The sequence below is a fragment of the Streptomyces sp. NBC_00582 genome, from assembly GCF_036345155.1.
Classification (GTDB): Bacteria; Actinomycetota; Actinomycetes; order Streptomycetales; family Streptomycetaceae; genus Streptomyces.
In genome coordinates, this window is the sequence record NZ_CP107772.1 from 7,262,020 (window position 1) to 7,276,491 (window position 14,472).

Sequence of the window (14,472 nt, forward strand, 5' to 3'; positions counted from 1 at the left end):
CGGGGGGAATCGGTTGCCTGTGCGGGCGGGTGAGGTTCGAATGGGGGGATGGACGCGGAGACGGAAGGCTGGCGGGCGGGGCGGCCGGGGGTGCTGGTGCTGCCGTCCGGGCGGGCCGTGCGGGGCAGGGGCCTGCGACGGGACCTCGATCCGGGGGATCCCCTGCCGTCGTACGGGCTGTATCTGCTCGGCAAGGAGCCGCCGCGGCTGCCCTGGGAGACGCGCTGGGTGCGCTGGCCCGACTTCCGGCTGCCCGCGGACCCCGCCGACGCCCGCGCCGCCTTCGTCGAGGCGTGGCGGCGGTCGGCCGGCGAGAGGGTGGAGGTCGCCTGCGGCGGCGGACGCGGGCGGACCGGGACGGCGCTGGCCTGTCTGGCGGTGCTGGACGGCGTACCGGCCGGCGAGGCGGTGGAGTTCGTACGCCGGCACTACGACCGGCACGCCGTGGAGACGCCGTGGCAGCGGCGTTTCGTACGGCGGTTCACAGGGTCAGCGACATGAGCAGCCGGTCCTCGCCGGGGCCGAAGTAGTCCTTGCGGGGGCCGCCGGGATCCGGGACGAACCCCAGGGAGAGGTAGAGGGCGACGGCCGTCTCGTTGCCGGGTTCGACGGAGAGCCAGACGGAGTGGGTGCCCTGGGCGCGCAGATGGCTGAGGATCCCCGTCATGAGCTGCCGGCCCAGGCCCCGTCCGCGCAGGGCGGGGGCGATGGCGAGGCTGAGGACCCAGCTCTGCGCCTCGTGCGGCGAGGTGGCCAGCACATAGCCGTGCAGCTCGCTGCCTTCCTCCACGAGGAGCAGGAAGTCGGGGAAGGCGGTCAGGAGTTGGCGCAGCACGAAGAACGGGTAAGGACCGTGCGGGAAGGCCTGCTCGTCGAGGCGTGCCAGCTGCGGCAGATCGGCCTCGGTGGCCCTTCGGATCCGTAACCGCGTCTTTCCGGGCACCTGGCCGACTGCCGGTCCGGTGGCCGACCGGAAATGATCTCCGGGAAGTGGAGTCATGCCGTCCCCTTGTGAATGTCGACAAATCGAATAAGGGCCTTGTGTGATTTCTGTACCCCGATCTCCATCATTGGCCAGGTGTATGCACGGCTTCAAGACCCCCGCGCGCTGGTAGACTTACGGTAAGGTGAACCATGACTTCTGGAACCACCGCCGATCCACAACTGAATGCCGACGTGGCCTGGGACGAGTTCGATCCCCAGGCGTACATCAGGCGCAACTACCTCCACATGCAGGCGGTGGACAAGGAGATCGTCTCCCGGGTGCGGGACCACTTCAGTGATCATTTCCGGGGGAGCGGCAGAGTCCCCTCCGGTATCGACGTCGGCGCCGGCCCCAATCTCTATCCCGCTCTCGCCATGCTCCCCTGGTGCGACCGGATCACGCTCCTGGAGCGATCCGCCAACAACCTCGCCTACCTGGGCGGCCAAGTGGCCGAGTACGACCCCCACTGGGACCAGTTCTGGGACGTCCTGTGCGCGGACCCCGCCTATGCCGAGCTCGACGTGACCCCGCGGGTCCGCTTCAAGGAAGCCGTCCAACAGCCCGAACCCGGCAGCCTCTTCGACCTCTGCGCCGACACCCGCCGCTGGGATCTCGGCACCATGTTCTTCGTCGCGGAATCCATCACCACCTCGCTCGACGAGTTCCAGCGCGGCGTGGGCTGTTTCATGAGCGTCCTGAATCCGGGCGCTCCTTTCGCCACCGCGTTCATGGAGCATTCCGAGGGATATCGGGTCGGTGATGTCGATTTCCCGGCCACCCGTGAAATCGACGAGGAAAAGGTCGAGGAAGCGCTCGGCCATTTCGCCCAGGACATGAAGATGTATCACCTCGACGACCCGGACGATCTCGTGCGCGACGGATACAAGGGAATGATTCTGGTCTGCGGTCGACGGAAAGAATGACCTTCCGACCTCATCATCCGTGAAGACCGGCCTGTGCGAGGGGAATGGGCATGCAGATCAAGCCGAGACAGAATCTGCTCGAAGTGTGGCAGGCCATCGCCCGCCATTCCTTCGACGACGGCACCTGGGACTGGGGCGAATGGGGCGGCCGCAGCAGTGTCGCCGACGCCGAGCGGCTGCTCTGCCTTCTCTACCCGGCCACCGAGATCGAGCCGTTCCGCCTGGACGACCCCGACACCACCCAGCTCGACGTGGAAAGGGCCCTGCGGAACGCGGGTGACTCCAGCCAGATTCCCGCGAACCTCGTGGAGATCCTCGGCGAGTTCATGGACCAGCACCGCGGCGCGACGGGCCCCACCTTCGCCGGCGGCTACTACTTCGCCCCCGAGGACCCCGAGCAGGAACTCACCCAGGAGCAGCGGGAAGTCGGCGTGGTCGACTCCTACTCCATGTCGATCACGCTGTGCCTGGCCACCCTCGGCTTCCTCAAGGTGTACCGCGGCAAGACCCGCCGCGCCTCCACCCTCGCCCGCATCGACAAACTCCGCGACGAGACCAGCGCCCGGCTCACCGCCGCCATGGTCAGCCTGCTGCGCTCCTTCACGGTCAACGTCGTCGACATCTCCTCCGAGCAGGGCCAGGCGCTCGCCCGTCTCCTCGGCCGCGGCCGGCTCTCCGACCGGCAGGTCCTCGCCCGCTTCCAGGACCGCTTCAAGTCGCTGCGCGCCCTCATCACCGAGAGCGTCACCCTCGGCCTCGACGGCGACGTCACCGACGAACTCCGCAACGAGAACCGCCTCTTCGAGTGCGGCTGGGCCTGGAGCCTGGTGCAGGGCGCACCCAAGATCGACGTCGAGCCGGACACCGCCGAGGCCATCGGCGAACAGCTCGAGGGCGTAGCCCGCTCCGTGCCCTACCTGTACTTCACCGTCGTCGCCCTCGACGGCATCCCCGACCTGTCCTCCGAGCGCACCCTCGTCCTCGGTCTGCTCACCGCCGAACAGCAGAAGCTGGCCGACGCGCTGCGACTGCGCTGGGAGATCACCCAGCAGTACTGGTCCGCCATCGCCCGCTTCGACGACGCGACCTGGCCGCTGGAGGAGATCCCCTGGCGCACCACGCTCCAGCAACTGGAGTCCGAGTACTTCTCCCTCTCCGTGGCCTCCATCCTCGTCCACGACCTGGTCCGCCGGCGCGCCACCGACGACGACCTCACCCGCACCGTCGCCGTGATGGAACGTCTCGCCGACCGCGGCCGCATCACCAGCCGCCCCACCCGCCGGGACCCGGCGGTCGGCCTGCACAACCCCGGCGTCACGCTGCCGCTGCTGGGCAGCGAGAAGATCGGCCCCGCCATGAAGTGGACCATGGGCGACTTCTCCGCACAGCTCCTCAAACGGACCCTGCAACTGTGCGCGCTGTCCCGGAACATCGCCTCGCAGGACCGGCTGCTGCGGCTCGCCGAGAACATCCTCGACCATCTCTGGGCCCGCCGGATCACCGACGGCGACGGCGTCGGCCTCTGGGACAACGTGCACGCCGTGTACCCCGAGGTCCAGCTCCGCCAAGGGCCGTTGTCCTGGAGCATCACCGAGCGCGTCACCGAGTGCATGGTCGTCGCGCGCGGCCTCTACACCCAGAACCCCATCCGCAGCTCCGAGATGACCACGCTCGCGCAGGCCGCGATCAGCGAGGCCGCCCATCTCTTCGGCAAGGAGCAGCTGGAGCAGCCCGCCCCCGCCCCGAGGAGCTCCCAGGGCGAACAGGTCCGGGCCATCGAGGCCGATCTGCGCCGTGCCCGGCAACTGCTCGACAAACAGCCCGGCACCGCCCACTCCCTGGCCCTCGGCGTCCTCGCCCGGCTCTACGAACTCGACCGTGCCCGGGGCGACTCCGGCCCCCGGGGGGTGTGATCCGTGCTCGTGTTCGCCGCCTCCGACAAAGGAGGCACGGGCCGCTCCGTGACGAGCGCCAACCTCGCCTACCACCTCGCCCTGGGCGGCGACGACGTCTGCTACCTGGACTTCGACTTCGGCTCCCCGACCGCCGCCGCCGTGTTCGACCTGCCCGACGTCCTCACCGAGGCCGAGGGGCACGGCCTGCACTCGTACCTCCAGGGCAAGACCGGCAAGCCCTTCCGCGTCGACGTCTGGGCCCGTACCGAGCACCCCGACCTGCGCAACCGGCCCGGGGGCTCCGGCCGGCTCGTCCTGCTGCCCGGCGACCGCACCGGCGGCGAGTTCGTCACCGACGAGGAGAACCTCCACCGCTGCGTCGATCTCGTCCTCGGCCTGAAACGCGAATTCGACGTCATCATCATCGACCTGAGCGCCGGACGCAGTTATGCGATGGACCTCGCGCTCCTCGCCACCTCGCCCCGCGGCGGCCTCGGCCGGCTCAAGACGCGCTGGCTCGTCTATCACCGCTGGACCCGCCAGCATGTGATGGCCGCCGCCGAACTCGTGTACGGAAAACAGGGAATCGCGCAAGCCGGTATAGCCATGGGACACCGGCCGGATGCGCTGGGCGGCTCGATCCGCTTCGTCCGGGCCGCCGTACCCGATCTCGAGTCCCCCCTGTGGGCACAGGTCTCGCCCGCGCAGTACGCGTGGATGCGCAAGTGCGACAAGGAACTCGAGGAACTCGCCGCCGGCCGCGGAATCGGCAAGACGAGGGTGCTGACCTCCATTCCCCTGGAACCCGTCCTGCAATGGCAGGAACGCCTCATCACCGACGAGGACGTGCACGACCGCAGGATCGCCAACAACGACACCTGGCAGGCCATGGGAGATCTCGCCCAACGGGTGACCGACGACAAGTTCTGGGGGGAGTTGTGAACCGTTCCGCGGCCGTCTTCCGGGAGACCAGCGCCGAACCGCGCACGGAATCCGTTCCGTTCTCCCATCTCTCCCTGGAATTAGGTCACTTGTACATGGAGGACTTCGTCGAGGGGCCCGCCCGGCTGCGCCGGCACTTCGCCGCCGTACGGCCCTGGGTGGACGCCGCCCGGGCCGGCCTCGGCCCGCTGCCCGCCGGCCGGCGCCCCCGGATCAGCACCTGCTTCCTGATCGACGACTACTTCTCCCGCCTCTCCACCCCCGCCGAGCTGATCCCGCCCCTGCTCCAGGCCGCCGCCGACGCCGGGCTCACCATCGACTACCTCGCCCGGGAGTCGGGCTGCGCCGTGGCCGACCCCGGCCGCCGGGACCGGGCCGAACTCGCCGAGTCCGTCCTGCACCGGCTCGTGGAGTCACCCCCGCCCGGCAGCAACGGCTTCCGCCCGCCCGTCAGCCGCACCGGCTGGCTCACCAACGGCCGCCGCGCCCCCGCACAGCGCACCTCCGCCGCCCTCGACGCCACCGGCACCGTCTGGCAGCCGCCCAGCGAGACCGGCGCGCGCGGCCACTCCGTCTTCATGGACGTCGAACTGTGGAACGGCCCCGAGGACGACCGCACCTGGTCCTGCGCCTTCCTCGCCTCCGTCTGGCAGCTCGTCCGCCTCGGCCTGCTGCGCGACAACGGCCGAGCCGTGCTCACCCCCACCCCCTGGGACGACAGGGAGTTCCCCGCCGAGTGGGACGCCCTGCCCCCCGTCCTGCGCCTCAACCCGAAGGCCGCGCCCTTCACGGCATACGTCACCTGCAGCGTCCTGCCCGCCCGCTTCCTGCCCGTCGAGCACGCCGTACGCGTCATCCTCGACCAGGTCCACGTCGAGGCCCAGGCGCTCGCCCAGGTCGCCGAGCGGTCCGGGGCCGAGGGCTTCGAACTGCCCGCGGGCGTGGTGGACCGCACCTCCTACGTGTTCCCGCCGGGGCTGTGATGGACGGCCTCGGCACCGCCGCGGGTCCCGTGCTCGTCTGCGGTGAGGTGCGCACCTGTCTGCTGCCCACCCGGGACGCCGTCGACGAACGGGCCGCCGTCGCCCTGCTGCGGCTGCGCGCCGACGAACGCGTCCGGGTCTCCCGGCACCCCAACCGGCACGCCGTCTCCCCGGACGTCCTCACCGGCGTCGACTGCCGGCTGCCCACCGCCACCGGCGCCCGCATCCGCGCCGTCGGCACGGTCACCGCCCGGGCGGCGCTCACCGAGGGCCGCGTCCTGCAGTCCACGGCGTACTTCTGTGCCGCCCCCTGCGGCCCCGACCGCCGCCAGCCCTGGGGCTACTACCTGGTCCGCCCCGGCATCCTGGTCCCGGTCGGCCGGCTCCCCGGCAAGGCCCTCACCGAAGGCTTCCTGACCGGACACCAACCCCGCGAGCTGGACGTCGGCTCCATCGCCGACAGCCTGCTGGCGAGGATCTGCCGGCAGGACCGGATCCTCGACCACGACACCCCGCTCACCACCGCCGACACCAGCCTGCGCTGGACGGCGGCCGCGGCGGGCGACGGCGAGGAGACGTCCCTGCGGTTCACCAAGGCCGAGGACGGGCTGCGGATCGTCGAACTGCGACTGCCGCCCGGCACCGCGCCCACCGCCGCGGCCGAACTCTGCGAGGACCTCGCCCTGCACGACTGGCTGCTGACCACCGTCGCCGACAAACTCGACGGGCTGCGGGTCGGCTCCGAGGACGGCCGGGCCGTCCTGAAGGTGCTGCGCCCGCTCGTCGACCACCTGCTGCACCTGTGGATGCCGCAGGCCCGCGTCGACGGCGCCCTGCACACCGCCTGGAGCGCACTGGAGAAGAACCCGGGATACAGCAGGCAGTGGAACGCGCTCGCCCAGCGCATCCGCGACCAGCTCGTCCTGCAGAACCTCACCGTCCCACGACAGGCGCTGCCGACGGCCTGAGAAACCGGGACACGAAACCGGGACACGATCCCAACGGGGGGAGAAAGAGAGATGAATGCACGGCATGTAACACAGAAGCTCCTGGTCACGGTGGTGGTGGGGGGAGTCGTCTACCTCCTCACCAACGTGATCTCGTCCGACGACGACGGCCCCTGGCAGCTCGTGCTCTCCGTGCTGTGCGGCGGCATCGTGCTGATCGTGCAGTTCCTGGTCTCCTTCGTGAACCAGATGCACGCCGTGAAGGCCTCCGTCGACCAGCGTTTCGCCGACATCGGCAAGGCCACCAAGCTCTTCAACGAGGTGGAGAAGCTCCGCGACGACGGCGTCCCCCGGCTCGCCGAGAACGCCACCAAGGTCGTCTCCACCGGACCGAGGATCCTGCACGACTTCGCCAACGAGGAGATCAACCGGCTCGCCGGGGTGATGGAGGACCTCACCAGCTTCAGCGCGGAGACCCCCGGGGAGAACCACGACTGGCTGATGACGCTCACCAAGTGCACCCGGCACAGCATCGACGCCATCAGCACCAGCGTCGTCGACGAGGCCTTCTGGTCCACCGAACCCGCGAACCGCTATCTCACCGCCCAGCACGAGGCGATCGTCGAGAGAGGCGTCACGATCCGGCGTCTGTTCATCGTCAAGGAACGCGGGGAGCGCGCCGCGCTGGCCCCGATCTGCGAGGAACAGCGGGATCTGCGCATCCAGGTGCGGGTGGTGGCCCTCGACCAGCTCCCGGCCCACCACCGCCGCGGCAACATGATCGACTTCATCGTCTTCGACCGGGCCCTGTCCTACGAGATCCACCCCGACCAGCTCGGACTGAACTCCCGGACCGCCGTGAACGCCCGACGCGAACTGGTCCAGCCCCTGACCCGCCGTTTCGAACAGCTCTGGGAGGCCGCCGAGGAACTCCAGCTCCCCATGAACAACTTCCCCGACCCGGACACCCTCCGCTCCCTGACCAACACGGGCGGCGCCAACGGGGGAGGAACGGGGCCGGAGGGCACCTGAGCACCCGCCGCCCACCCCCGGAACGCGCCCCGGTGCCCGCGGGCACCCGGGGATCATGGCCGCCCCGGCACAGGAGGCGGGGCGCGTGGGTGAGAATGGACGGCATGAGCCAGTTCCGCTCCCAGCGGTGCCGCGGTGGTGTGCGATGAGTCTCTTCCGGGACGACGGCATCGTCCTGCGGACCCAGAAGCTCGGCGAAGCCGACCGCATCATCACGCTGCTCACCCGCGGACACGGCCGGGTGCGGGCCGTGGCCCGCGGCGTGCGGCGCACGAAGTCCAAGTTCGGCGCCCGCCTGGAACCCTTCTCCCACGTCGACGTGCAGTTCTTCGCCCGCGGCAGCGAGCTCGTGGGACGCGGGCTGCCGCTGTGCACCCAGAGCGAGACCATCGCGCCGTACGGCGGCGGCATCGTCACCGACTACGCCCGCTACACCGCCGGGACGGCCATGCTGGAGACCGCCGAGCGGTTCACCGACCACGAGGGCGAACCGGCCGTCCAGCAGTACCTGCTGCTGGTGGGCGCGCTCAGAACCCTGGCCCGCGGCGAGCACGCCCCCCACCTCGTCCTCGACGCCTTCCTGCTGCGCTCCCTCGCCGTCAACGGCTACGCGCCCAGCTTCGACGCCTGCGCGAAGTGCGGCATGCCCGGCCCGAACCGTTTCTTCTCGGTCGCCTCCGGCGGCAGCGTCTGCGGCGACTGCCGGGTGCCCGGCAGCGTCGTACCCTCGCCGCAGACCTTGGTACTCCTCGGCGCGCTGCTTACGGGAGACTGGGAGACGGCGGACACGGCGGAGGCCCGGTACGTCAGGGAGGGCAGCGGGCTGGTGTCCGCGTATCTCCATTGGCACCTGGAGCGCGGGCTGCGCTCGCTCAGGTATGTAGAGAAGAGCTAGAGGGAGACGAGAGGCACATGGTCGTACGCGGGTTCCTGGGGCGGCAGCGCAAGGAGTACAGGCAGCCGGAGCCGCACCCCTCCGGCGCCCGCGCGCCGAAGCTTCCCGGTGAGCTGGTCCCCGAGCATGTGGCGATCGTCATGGACGGCAACGGCCGCTGGGCCAAGGAGCGCGGGCTGCCCCGCACCGAGGGCCACAAGGTCGGCGCCGAGCGCGTCCTCGACGTCCTCCAGGGCGGCGTCGAGATCGGCGTGAAGAACATCTCGCTGTACGCCTTCTCCACCGAGAACTGGAAGCGCTCGCCCGACGAGGTCCGCTTCCTGATGAACTTCAACCGCGACTTCATCCGCAAGACCCGCGACCAGCTCGACGCGCTCGGCATCCGGGTCCGCTGGGTGGGCCGCATGCCCCGGATGTGGAAGTCGGTGGCCAAGGAGCTCCAGGTCGCCCAGGAGCAGACCAAGGGCAACGACCGCCTCACCCTCTACTTCTGCATGAACTACGGCGGCCGGGCCGAGATCGCCGACGCCGCGAAGGCCCTCGCCGCGGACGTGCGGGCCGGCCGGCTCGATCCCGACAAGGTCAACGAGAAGACGCTCCAGAAGTACATGTACTACCCGGACATGCCGGACGTGGACCTGTTCCTGCGCCCCAGCGGCGAGCAGCGCACCTCCAACTACCTGATCTGGCAGAGCGCGTACGCCGAGATGGTCTTCCAGGACGTGCTGTGGCCGGACTTCGACCGACGCGACCTGTGGCGGGCGTGCGTGGAGTTCGCCTCCCGGGACCGCCGTTTCGGCGGCGCCATCCCCAACGAGGAACTCCTGGCCATGGAAGGGAAAACCGAGGACGAGCAGGTCACTTCGTAGCCGCCGGGCGGTCACCCGGCCCGTCGACGCTGCGGGAGATCACCTCTCGATCTCCCGCTCGTCGAAACGGCCCGCCCATGCATCGCGTCACCCCCGCCCTCGCCACCGCCCTCGGCGGCCCTGGTGCTCACCGCGCTCCCCGCGCACGCCTCCGGCGCCACGACCCACCTGGCGCACCGCGACAGCTACGGCACCAAGGCCGCCTACGCGCCCGAACGGAGCGCTCCTCCTCGACGACTTCTTCCGCCGGATCGAGGCCAAGAAGGCCGGCAGAGAAGGAGACAGCCTTCAAGCCGACCTGCATGCCCATCGAGAAGGGCAGCACGTTCCACGACCTGAACGAACTGGAGCACTGCTTCGGACGGGGATGACCCTCTGCACGAAGCACGCGCTCACGTCGAACCCGGCAGGGCAGGCGGGGCCGATTCCCCGGATCACGTCCCGCGGCCGCCGACCCCCACTAGCATCGGGCACGGGCCGCGCGAAGGAGCCCGGCCAGTGCGTCCGCGGGGTGGGGGAACGTGCAACGCTCAGTGGTTTTCGTCCATGGCACCGGGGTGCGCGAGAAGTCGTACGACAAGACCTTCGCGACGGTGCGTTCGGCTCTGGCAGGACTGCTGCCCGGCGCCGAGATACGGGGGTGTTTCTGGGGGCGGCAGGCCGGCGCGGGCCTCGCGCTGGACGGCGCGAGCATCCCCGGCTACACCGAGTCCGGCGGCGGCCGCGTCGAGGAGGACGAGGACGTGGCGGTCTGGGGAGTCCTCTACCGGGACCCCGGCTACGAACTGCGCCTCCTGGGCCTGGGCCCCGCCGCCGTCTCGGGGACCACTCGTGGCCGGAGCCCCGCGCAGAAGCTGCTCGACGAACTCTCCGGCTACGTCCCTTCCCCGCAGGTCCGCGACGCCTTCGCCGAGCACGAGCTGGGCGACGCCCTCGACCGCGCCGTCGGTGCGGTCGCCGCCTCGCCGGAGCTGCGGGACGCGGCGGCGACCGCTGACGAGGGCGGCTACGAGCACCGGCACGCGTTCGCGAGGGCCGTCGTGGCCACGGTGCTGGCGGAAGCGGCCGACGACGGAGCCGATGCGCCGGAGGGCCTCCGCCGGGACGCCCTGCTGTCCCTTCTGAGTGCCGACCTGCACTCCCATGGCCGCACCTTGGGCGGAACCGTGGCCAAGGCCGCCGCTACCCCCGCCCTGCTCGCCCTGACGTGGCACGCCCGCCGACAGCGAGGCAGGCACAGCGACAACCTCCTCGTGCCCGCCGTCGGCGACATTCTGCGCTACCAGGCCCGCGGCGAAACCCTGCGCCGGCTGATCAAGCGCACCATCGAGCACACTCCCGGCGATGCCGTCACCGTGATCGCCCACAGCCTGGGCGGAGTGGCCTGCGTCGACCTCCTGGTGGAGCAGGAGGTCGAGCGGGTCGACCAGTTGATCACCGTCGGTTCCCAGGCGCCGTTCTTCTACGAGGTGGGCGCCCTGGTGTCCCTCGAACACCCCGGGCGGCCTCCCGCACACTTCCCGCGCCGCTGGCTCAACCTCTACGACCGGCGCGACCTGCTGTCCTTCCGCGCCGCTCAGGTCTTCCCCGGTGTGGCCACCGACCACGAGGTGGACAACCGGCAGCCGTTCCCCTTCGCGCACAGCGCCTACTGGTCCAACGGCAAGGTCTGGGACGCGGTCGGCACATGGCTGGGCTGAGACCCGTCGACGACCCCGCGCGCGTCCACGCCGTGGTCGTCGGCGTCGAACGGTACCCCCGGCACCCCGGCTGGGATCTGCCCGGCGCCGTGGACGACGCCCTGCGCTTTCACAAGTGGCTGCGCAAGGGCGGGGTGCCCGAGGCCAACATCCAGCTGCTGCTGGCACCCGACGAGGAGAGCCGTGCCCGGCTCGACGCGCTCGCCGCCGCCGGTGAACTCACCTGGCGGCGGACCTGGGCCCGTGACGAGCTCATGGATGCCTTCACCACTGGCCTCGACGGGCGGACCGGCGACCTGCTCTACGTCTTCTGGGGCAGCCACGGCGTGCTGGGCCAGGGCGACCGGCGTCTGCTGCTGTGCCCCGATGCCTTCCCCCACGACAAGCGGTGCATCGACACGGCCAACCTGCTGGAGTACCTCCGGCGCGACGACCTGGCAGGCTTCGGTCAGCAAGTGCTCCTGTTCGACGCGTGCGCGACCTTCCTGGAACACCACAACCAGCCGACGGGCCCCGCAGTCGCCGAATTTCCCACGGTGCGCCGGCGCCCCGTCGAACAGTTCGCGCTCTGTGCGGCCGCCTCCGGACAGGTCGCCGAGAACGACGCGGTCCTGCGCGCCGGGGTCTTCTCACACGCGGTGCTCGACTGGCTGGAGACGAACGCCGTCGACCTGCGCCCGGACCTGACCGCACTCCTCACCCACGTGCGCGCCGAGACACCCCCCTCGCAGACCCCCGTCACCATCGAGGTCCGCACCCTGGAGGGCTCCAGGGAAAGGTTCGAGTGGCCGGCCACCGCCCCGGCCCCGCTACCGGCGTCGACCGGCCGGTCGCGGCTCGCCCTCGCCCTGCACGACACGCTCGGGGACGCGGACCTGCGGGCCCGTTGCATCGAGCACCTCGCCGACCAGTGCCCCGCAGCCGGTCTCGCCGCTGCTCCCTCCGACGAGCAGCTCGCGCATGCCCTGCTCACCGTCGACCGGGCCCTGGCCGCCCTCGTGGAGGTCGTGCACACCCGGAACCGGCGAAAGGCCGACCAGTTGCTGGCACTGGGCCGGGCCCACGGTGCGCCCGGTCTGCTCTCCCCTCTGGAGTACACCTCGCTGCGAGAGCTGCTCGGCGGCGCGCCTCAACTGCCGTCGACGGCGCAGCTGATCGCGGCCCTGCACGTCGCCCAGCCCTTCGACAGAACGTGGCTGCCGCCGAAGACGGAGGGGGCGCAGGGACCCACCGTCGCCCAGCTCATGGCCTGCGTGGAGCACTTCGAGGAACACACCGGCGGACAGAGCCTGGTCCGCCCCGGGCACCAGTTGGTGCCCGCGGTCGTCCGCTTCACCGAACTGCTCGCCGCACTCGTTCCCGCCGTCCGCGCGGAGCTCCACGAGTGGGCGGACCGGACGGCCCACAGGCTGGGGGTCGACGACGGTGGTCTGGCCGAGCGCCGCGCCGAGGCACTGGCCTGGCGGGACTCGCTCGCCCCCGTGGCCGGCCGTCCCCGCGTCGTGGCACAGCTGGACGCGGCGCCACCGGACCCCGGTACGGCGGGCGACGGAGACGACCACTACACCTGTGTGATGTGGCTCGACTCCGGCGCGGGCGACCTCGCACAGGCCGCGGAGCAGAGCGCCGCGCCCCTGTCGCCGCGGGACGTGGTGCGCCGGATAAAACGGACCGTGGCGTTGCTGCGCACGATCACCGAGGACACCCCGGTCGTCGAGATCCTGCTCCAGCCGGATGCCGTCCAACTGCCCGTCGACTCCTGGAACGGCGCCGACGACGGCGACGAACTGCCCATTCTGCTCGGCGTGGAGTGGTCGACCGCACTGCGCTGTGCCCCGCTGGCCGACGCCGAGCGCGAGGAACAGCGGCAGGCCGGCCTGAAGAACCGCTGGACGGGGCGGCACGACGACACGGTCGTCTTCCTCGACGACGGCCACGCCAAGGGCTACGCGGGTTACGGTGCTCTCATGGCGGACGCCGGCGCGGCCCGTGCCGTGGTGCGGGCCGGTCCGGACGGCCGGGACCGGCTGGTGCAGGCGGCGCTGCGGCTCGGCTATCCGGTCGTTCTCTGGGACCGGCAGACCTCGGCCCAGGTCCCGGCCACGCACTTCGCCCCCCTGCGCCCGGAGCTGGCCGTGGACGGGCTGCCCCAACGGGTCCGGGACTACCGGGCACAGGCGTGCATGAATCCATCGGCCCACCCCGTGTGCCCGGCCGTTCTGCTGGAGGACGTCGACCGCCCGTTGCCGCCGGTGCTGTCCCTGACCGGGCTCTCCGACCCGACCGCCCGTTCCGACTCCCAGGAGGCGAGCCCCCGATGACCCACGAGCCCCCAGTGGAAACCGGCTCCACCGCCGAGGACGAGACCTGGCAGCTCTTCCGAGGGGACGGGCGACGGCGCATCGCCACGATCCCGGCGGCACCGCCCTGGCGGCGCTTCACGACCGCCGAAAGCGAAGCCCCCGCAGCCGGATCCCACTACGTCATCGGCCGCGAGGAGACGGATGTCGTCAACGCCGCCATCCACCTGCGCCGCCCGCTGCTCGTGACGGGCCACCCCGGCACCGGCAAGTCCTCGCTCGCGGCGGCCATCGCCCACGAACTCGATCTGGGCCCCTTGCTGCGCTGGCCCGTCAACAGCCGCTCCACCCTCCAGGACGCGCTCTACCGCTACGACGCCATCGGGCGGCTCCAGGAGAGCAACCTCGAACGCGGCCCGGACGAACCCCGACCGGGTATCGGCTCGTTCCTCCGGCTCGGCCCGCTGGGCACGGCGTTCGTCGCCGAGCACCGCCCCCGGGTGCTGCTCGTCGACGAACTGGACAAGGGCGACATAGACCTGCCGAACGACCTGCTCACCGTCTTCGAGGAGGGAACCTTCGAGATCCCGGAGCTGTCCAGACTGCCCGAGGAGCAGGCGGAGGTGGACGTCCTGACCGCCGACCCGCATCGGACGGCCAAGGTGAGGCGTGGGATGGTCCGTTGCACCGAGTTTCCCCTCGTGGTCATCACCAGCAACGGCGAACGCGACTTCCCTCCCGCGTTCCGCCGCCGTTGCCTGCCCCTGCACCTCGGCGACCCCGACGAGGCTCGCCTGCGCGAGATCGTCGAGGGCCACCTCGGGCCGGACGCCCTCGCCGACGCGGGTGACCTGGTCATGGCGTTCCTGGCTCAGCGGGCAGTCGGGGAGCTGGCCACCGACCAGCTCCTCAACGCCGTGTTCCTGCGCCGGGGCGGAGCCCGGCTGGACGCGGACGGCCTGCTGAAGACGGTGCTGCACCGGCTGAACGCGGACGGCTGA

Annotated in this window: 13 protein-coding genes; 12 read left to right on the forward strand and 1 reads right to left on the reverse strand. The window is 70.9% G+C overall.

All coding sequences use genetic code 11. The annotated features are described in order from the left end of the window. Positions 1-48: 48 nt before the first annotated feature. Positions 49-501: a phosphatase domain-containing protein gene (locus OG852_RS32885; RefSeq protein ID WP_330349847.1), complete on the forward strand. Its 453-nt coding sequence runs from the start codon at positions 49-51 to the stop codon at positions 499-501. On the opposite strand, the gene OG852_RS32890 is transcribed toward OG852_RS32885, so the two are convergent. After that, on the reverse strand, positions 482-1,000 hold the full coding sequence (locus OG852_RS32890; RefSeq protein ID WP_133911756.1) for a GNAT family N-acetyltransferase: 519 nt from the start codon (positions 998-1,000) through the stop codon (positions 482-484). The two genes, OG852_RS32885 and OG852_RS32890, sit on opposite strands and share 20 nt — an antisense overlap. Before the next feature lie 134 nt (positions 1,001-1,134). Between OG852_RS32890 and OG852_RS32895 the strand changes: the two genes are divergently transcribed. From OG852_RS32895 to OG852_RS32945, 11 genes are all read left to right on the forward strand, one after another. Continuing rightward, positions 1,135-1,908 (forward strand): SCO2525 family SAM-dependent methyltransferase, encoded by a 774-nt coding sequence (locus tag OG852_RS32895; RefSeq protein WP_166663488.1) that lies wholly within the window; start codon positions 1,135-1,137, stop codon positions 1,906-1,908. 50 nt (positions 1,909-1,958) lie between these two features. After that, positions 1,959-3,821, forward strand: a complete 1,863-nt coding sequence (locus OG852_RS32900) for an SCO2524 family protein (protein WP_133911757.1) — start codon at positions 1,959-1,961, stop codon at positions 3,819-3,821. A 3-nt stretch (positions 3,822-3,824) separates the two neighbouring features. Further along, complete coding sequence (locus OG852_RS32905) at positions 3,825-4,745, forward strand: SCO2523 family variant P-loop protein (protein WP_133911758.1); 921 nt, start codon at positions 3,825-3,827, stop codon at positions 4,743-4,745. Beyond that, positions 4,742-5,728, forward strand: coding sequence for an SCO2522 family protein (locus OG852_RS32910; RefSeq protein ID WP_330349848.1), 987 nt, complete (start codon positions 4,742-4,744; stop codon positions 5,726-5,728). The genes OG852_RS32905 and OG852_RS32910 overlap by 4 nt, the downstream gene beginning before the upstream one ends. Beyond that, positions 5,728-6,696, forward strand: a complete 969-nt coding sequence (locus OG852_RS32915; RefSeq protein WP_330349849.1) for an SCO2521 family protein — start codon at positions 5,728-5,730, stop codon at positions 6,694-6,696. The genes OG852_RS32910 and OG852_RS32915 overlap by 1 nt, the downstream gene beginning before the upstream one ends. A gap of 51 nt (positions 6,697-6,747) precedes the next feature. Beyond that, positions 6,748-7,707: a DUF6879 family protein gene (locus OG852_RS32920; RefSeq protein ID WP_208117117.1), complete on the forward strand. Its 960-nt coding sequence runs from the start codon at positions 6,748-6,750 to the stop codon at positions 7,705-7,707. A gap of 145 nt (positions 7,708-7,852) precedes the next feature. Further along, a complete protein-coding gene (gene recO, locus OG852_RS32925; RefSeq protein ID WP_133911761.1) occupies positions 7,853-8,602 on the forward strand; it encodes a DNA repair protein RecO in 750 nt (249 codons plus the stop codon). A gap of 17 nt (positions 8,603-8,619) precedes the next feature. Next, a complete protein-coding gene (locus OG852_RS32930; RefSeq protein ID WP_133911762.1) occupies positions 8,620-9,471 on the forward strand; it encodes an isoprenyl transferase in 852 nt (283 codons plus the stop codon). 521 nt (positions 9,472-9,992) lie between these two features. Beyond that, on the forward strand, positions 9,993-11,171 hold the full coding sequence (locus OG852_RS32935) for a hypothetical protein (RefSeq protein ID WP_330349850.1): 1,179 nt from the start codon (positions 9,993-9,995) through the stop codon (positions 11,169-11,171). Next, on the forward strand, positions 11,159-13,492 hold the full coding sequence (locus OG852_RS32940) for a VMAP-C domain-containing protein (protein WP_330349851.1): 2,334 nt from the start codon (positions 11,159-11,161) through the stop codon (positions 13,490-13,492). The genes OG852_RS32935 and OG852_RS32940 overlap by 13 nt, the downstream gene beginning before the upstream one ends. Continuing rightward, complete coding sequence (locus tag OG852_RS32945; protein ID WP_133911765.1) at positions 13,489-14,472, forward strand: AAA family ATPase; 984 nt, start codon at positions 13,489-13,491, stop codon at positions 14,470-14,472. Before OG852_RS32940 ends, OG852_RS32945 begins: the two co-directional genes overlap by 4 nt.

Bases quoted from the DNA above. Each gene is read 5' to 3' on its own strand.
- OG852_RS32885 (WP_330349847.1), top strand. From the start codon at position 49: ATGGACGCGGAGACGGAAGGCTGGCGGGCGGGGCGGCCGGGGGTGCTG.
- OG852_RS32890 (WP_133911756.1), bottom strand. From the start codon at position 1,000: ATGACTCCACTTCCCGGAGATCATTTCCGGTCGGCCACCGGACCGGCA.
- OG852_RS32895 (WP_166663488.1), top strand. From the start codon at position 1,135: ATGACTTCTGGAACCACCGCCGATCCACAACTGAATGCCGACGTGGCC.
- OG852_RS32900 (WP_133911757.1), top strand. From the start codon at position 1,959: ATGCAGATCAAGCCGAGACAGAATCTGCTCGAAGTGTGGCAGGCCATC.
- OG852_RS32915 (WP_330349849.1), top strand. From the start codon at position 5,728: ATGGACGGCCTCGGCACCGCCGCGGGTCCCGTGCTCGTCTGCGGTGAG.
- OG852_RS32920 (WP_208117117.1), top strand. From the start codon at position 6,748: ATGAATGCACGGCATGTAACACAGAAGCTCCTGGTCACGGTGGTGGTG.
- recO (WP_133911761.1), top strand. From the start codon at position 7,853: ATGAGTCTCTTCCGGGACGACGGCATCGTCCTGCGGACCCAGAAGCTC.
- OG852_RS32930 (WP_133911762.1), top strand. From the start codon at position 8,620: ATGGTCGTACGCGGGTTCCTGGGGCGGCAGCGCAAGGAGTACAGGCAG.
- OG852_RS32940 (WP_330349851.1), top strand. From the start codon at position 11,159: ATGGCTGGGCTGAGACCCGTCGACGACCCCGCGCGCGTCCACGCCGTG.
- OG852_RS32945 (WP_133911765.1), top strand. From the start codon at position 13,489: ATGACCCACGAGCCCCCAGTGGAAACCGGCTCCACCGCCGAGGACGAG.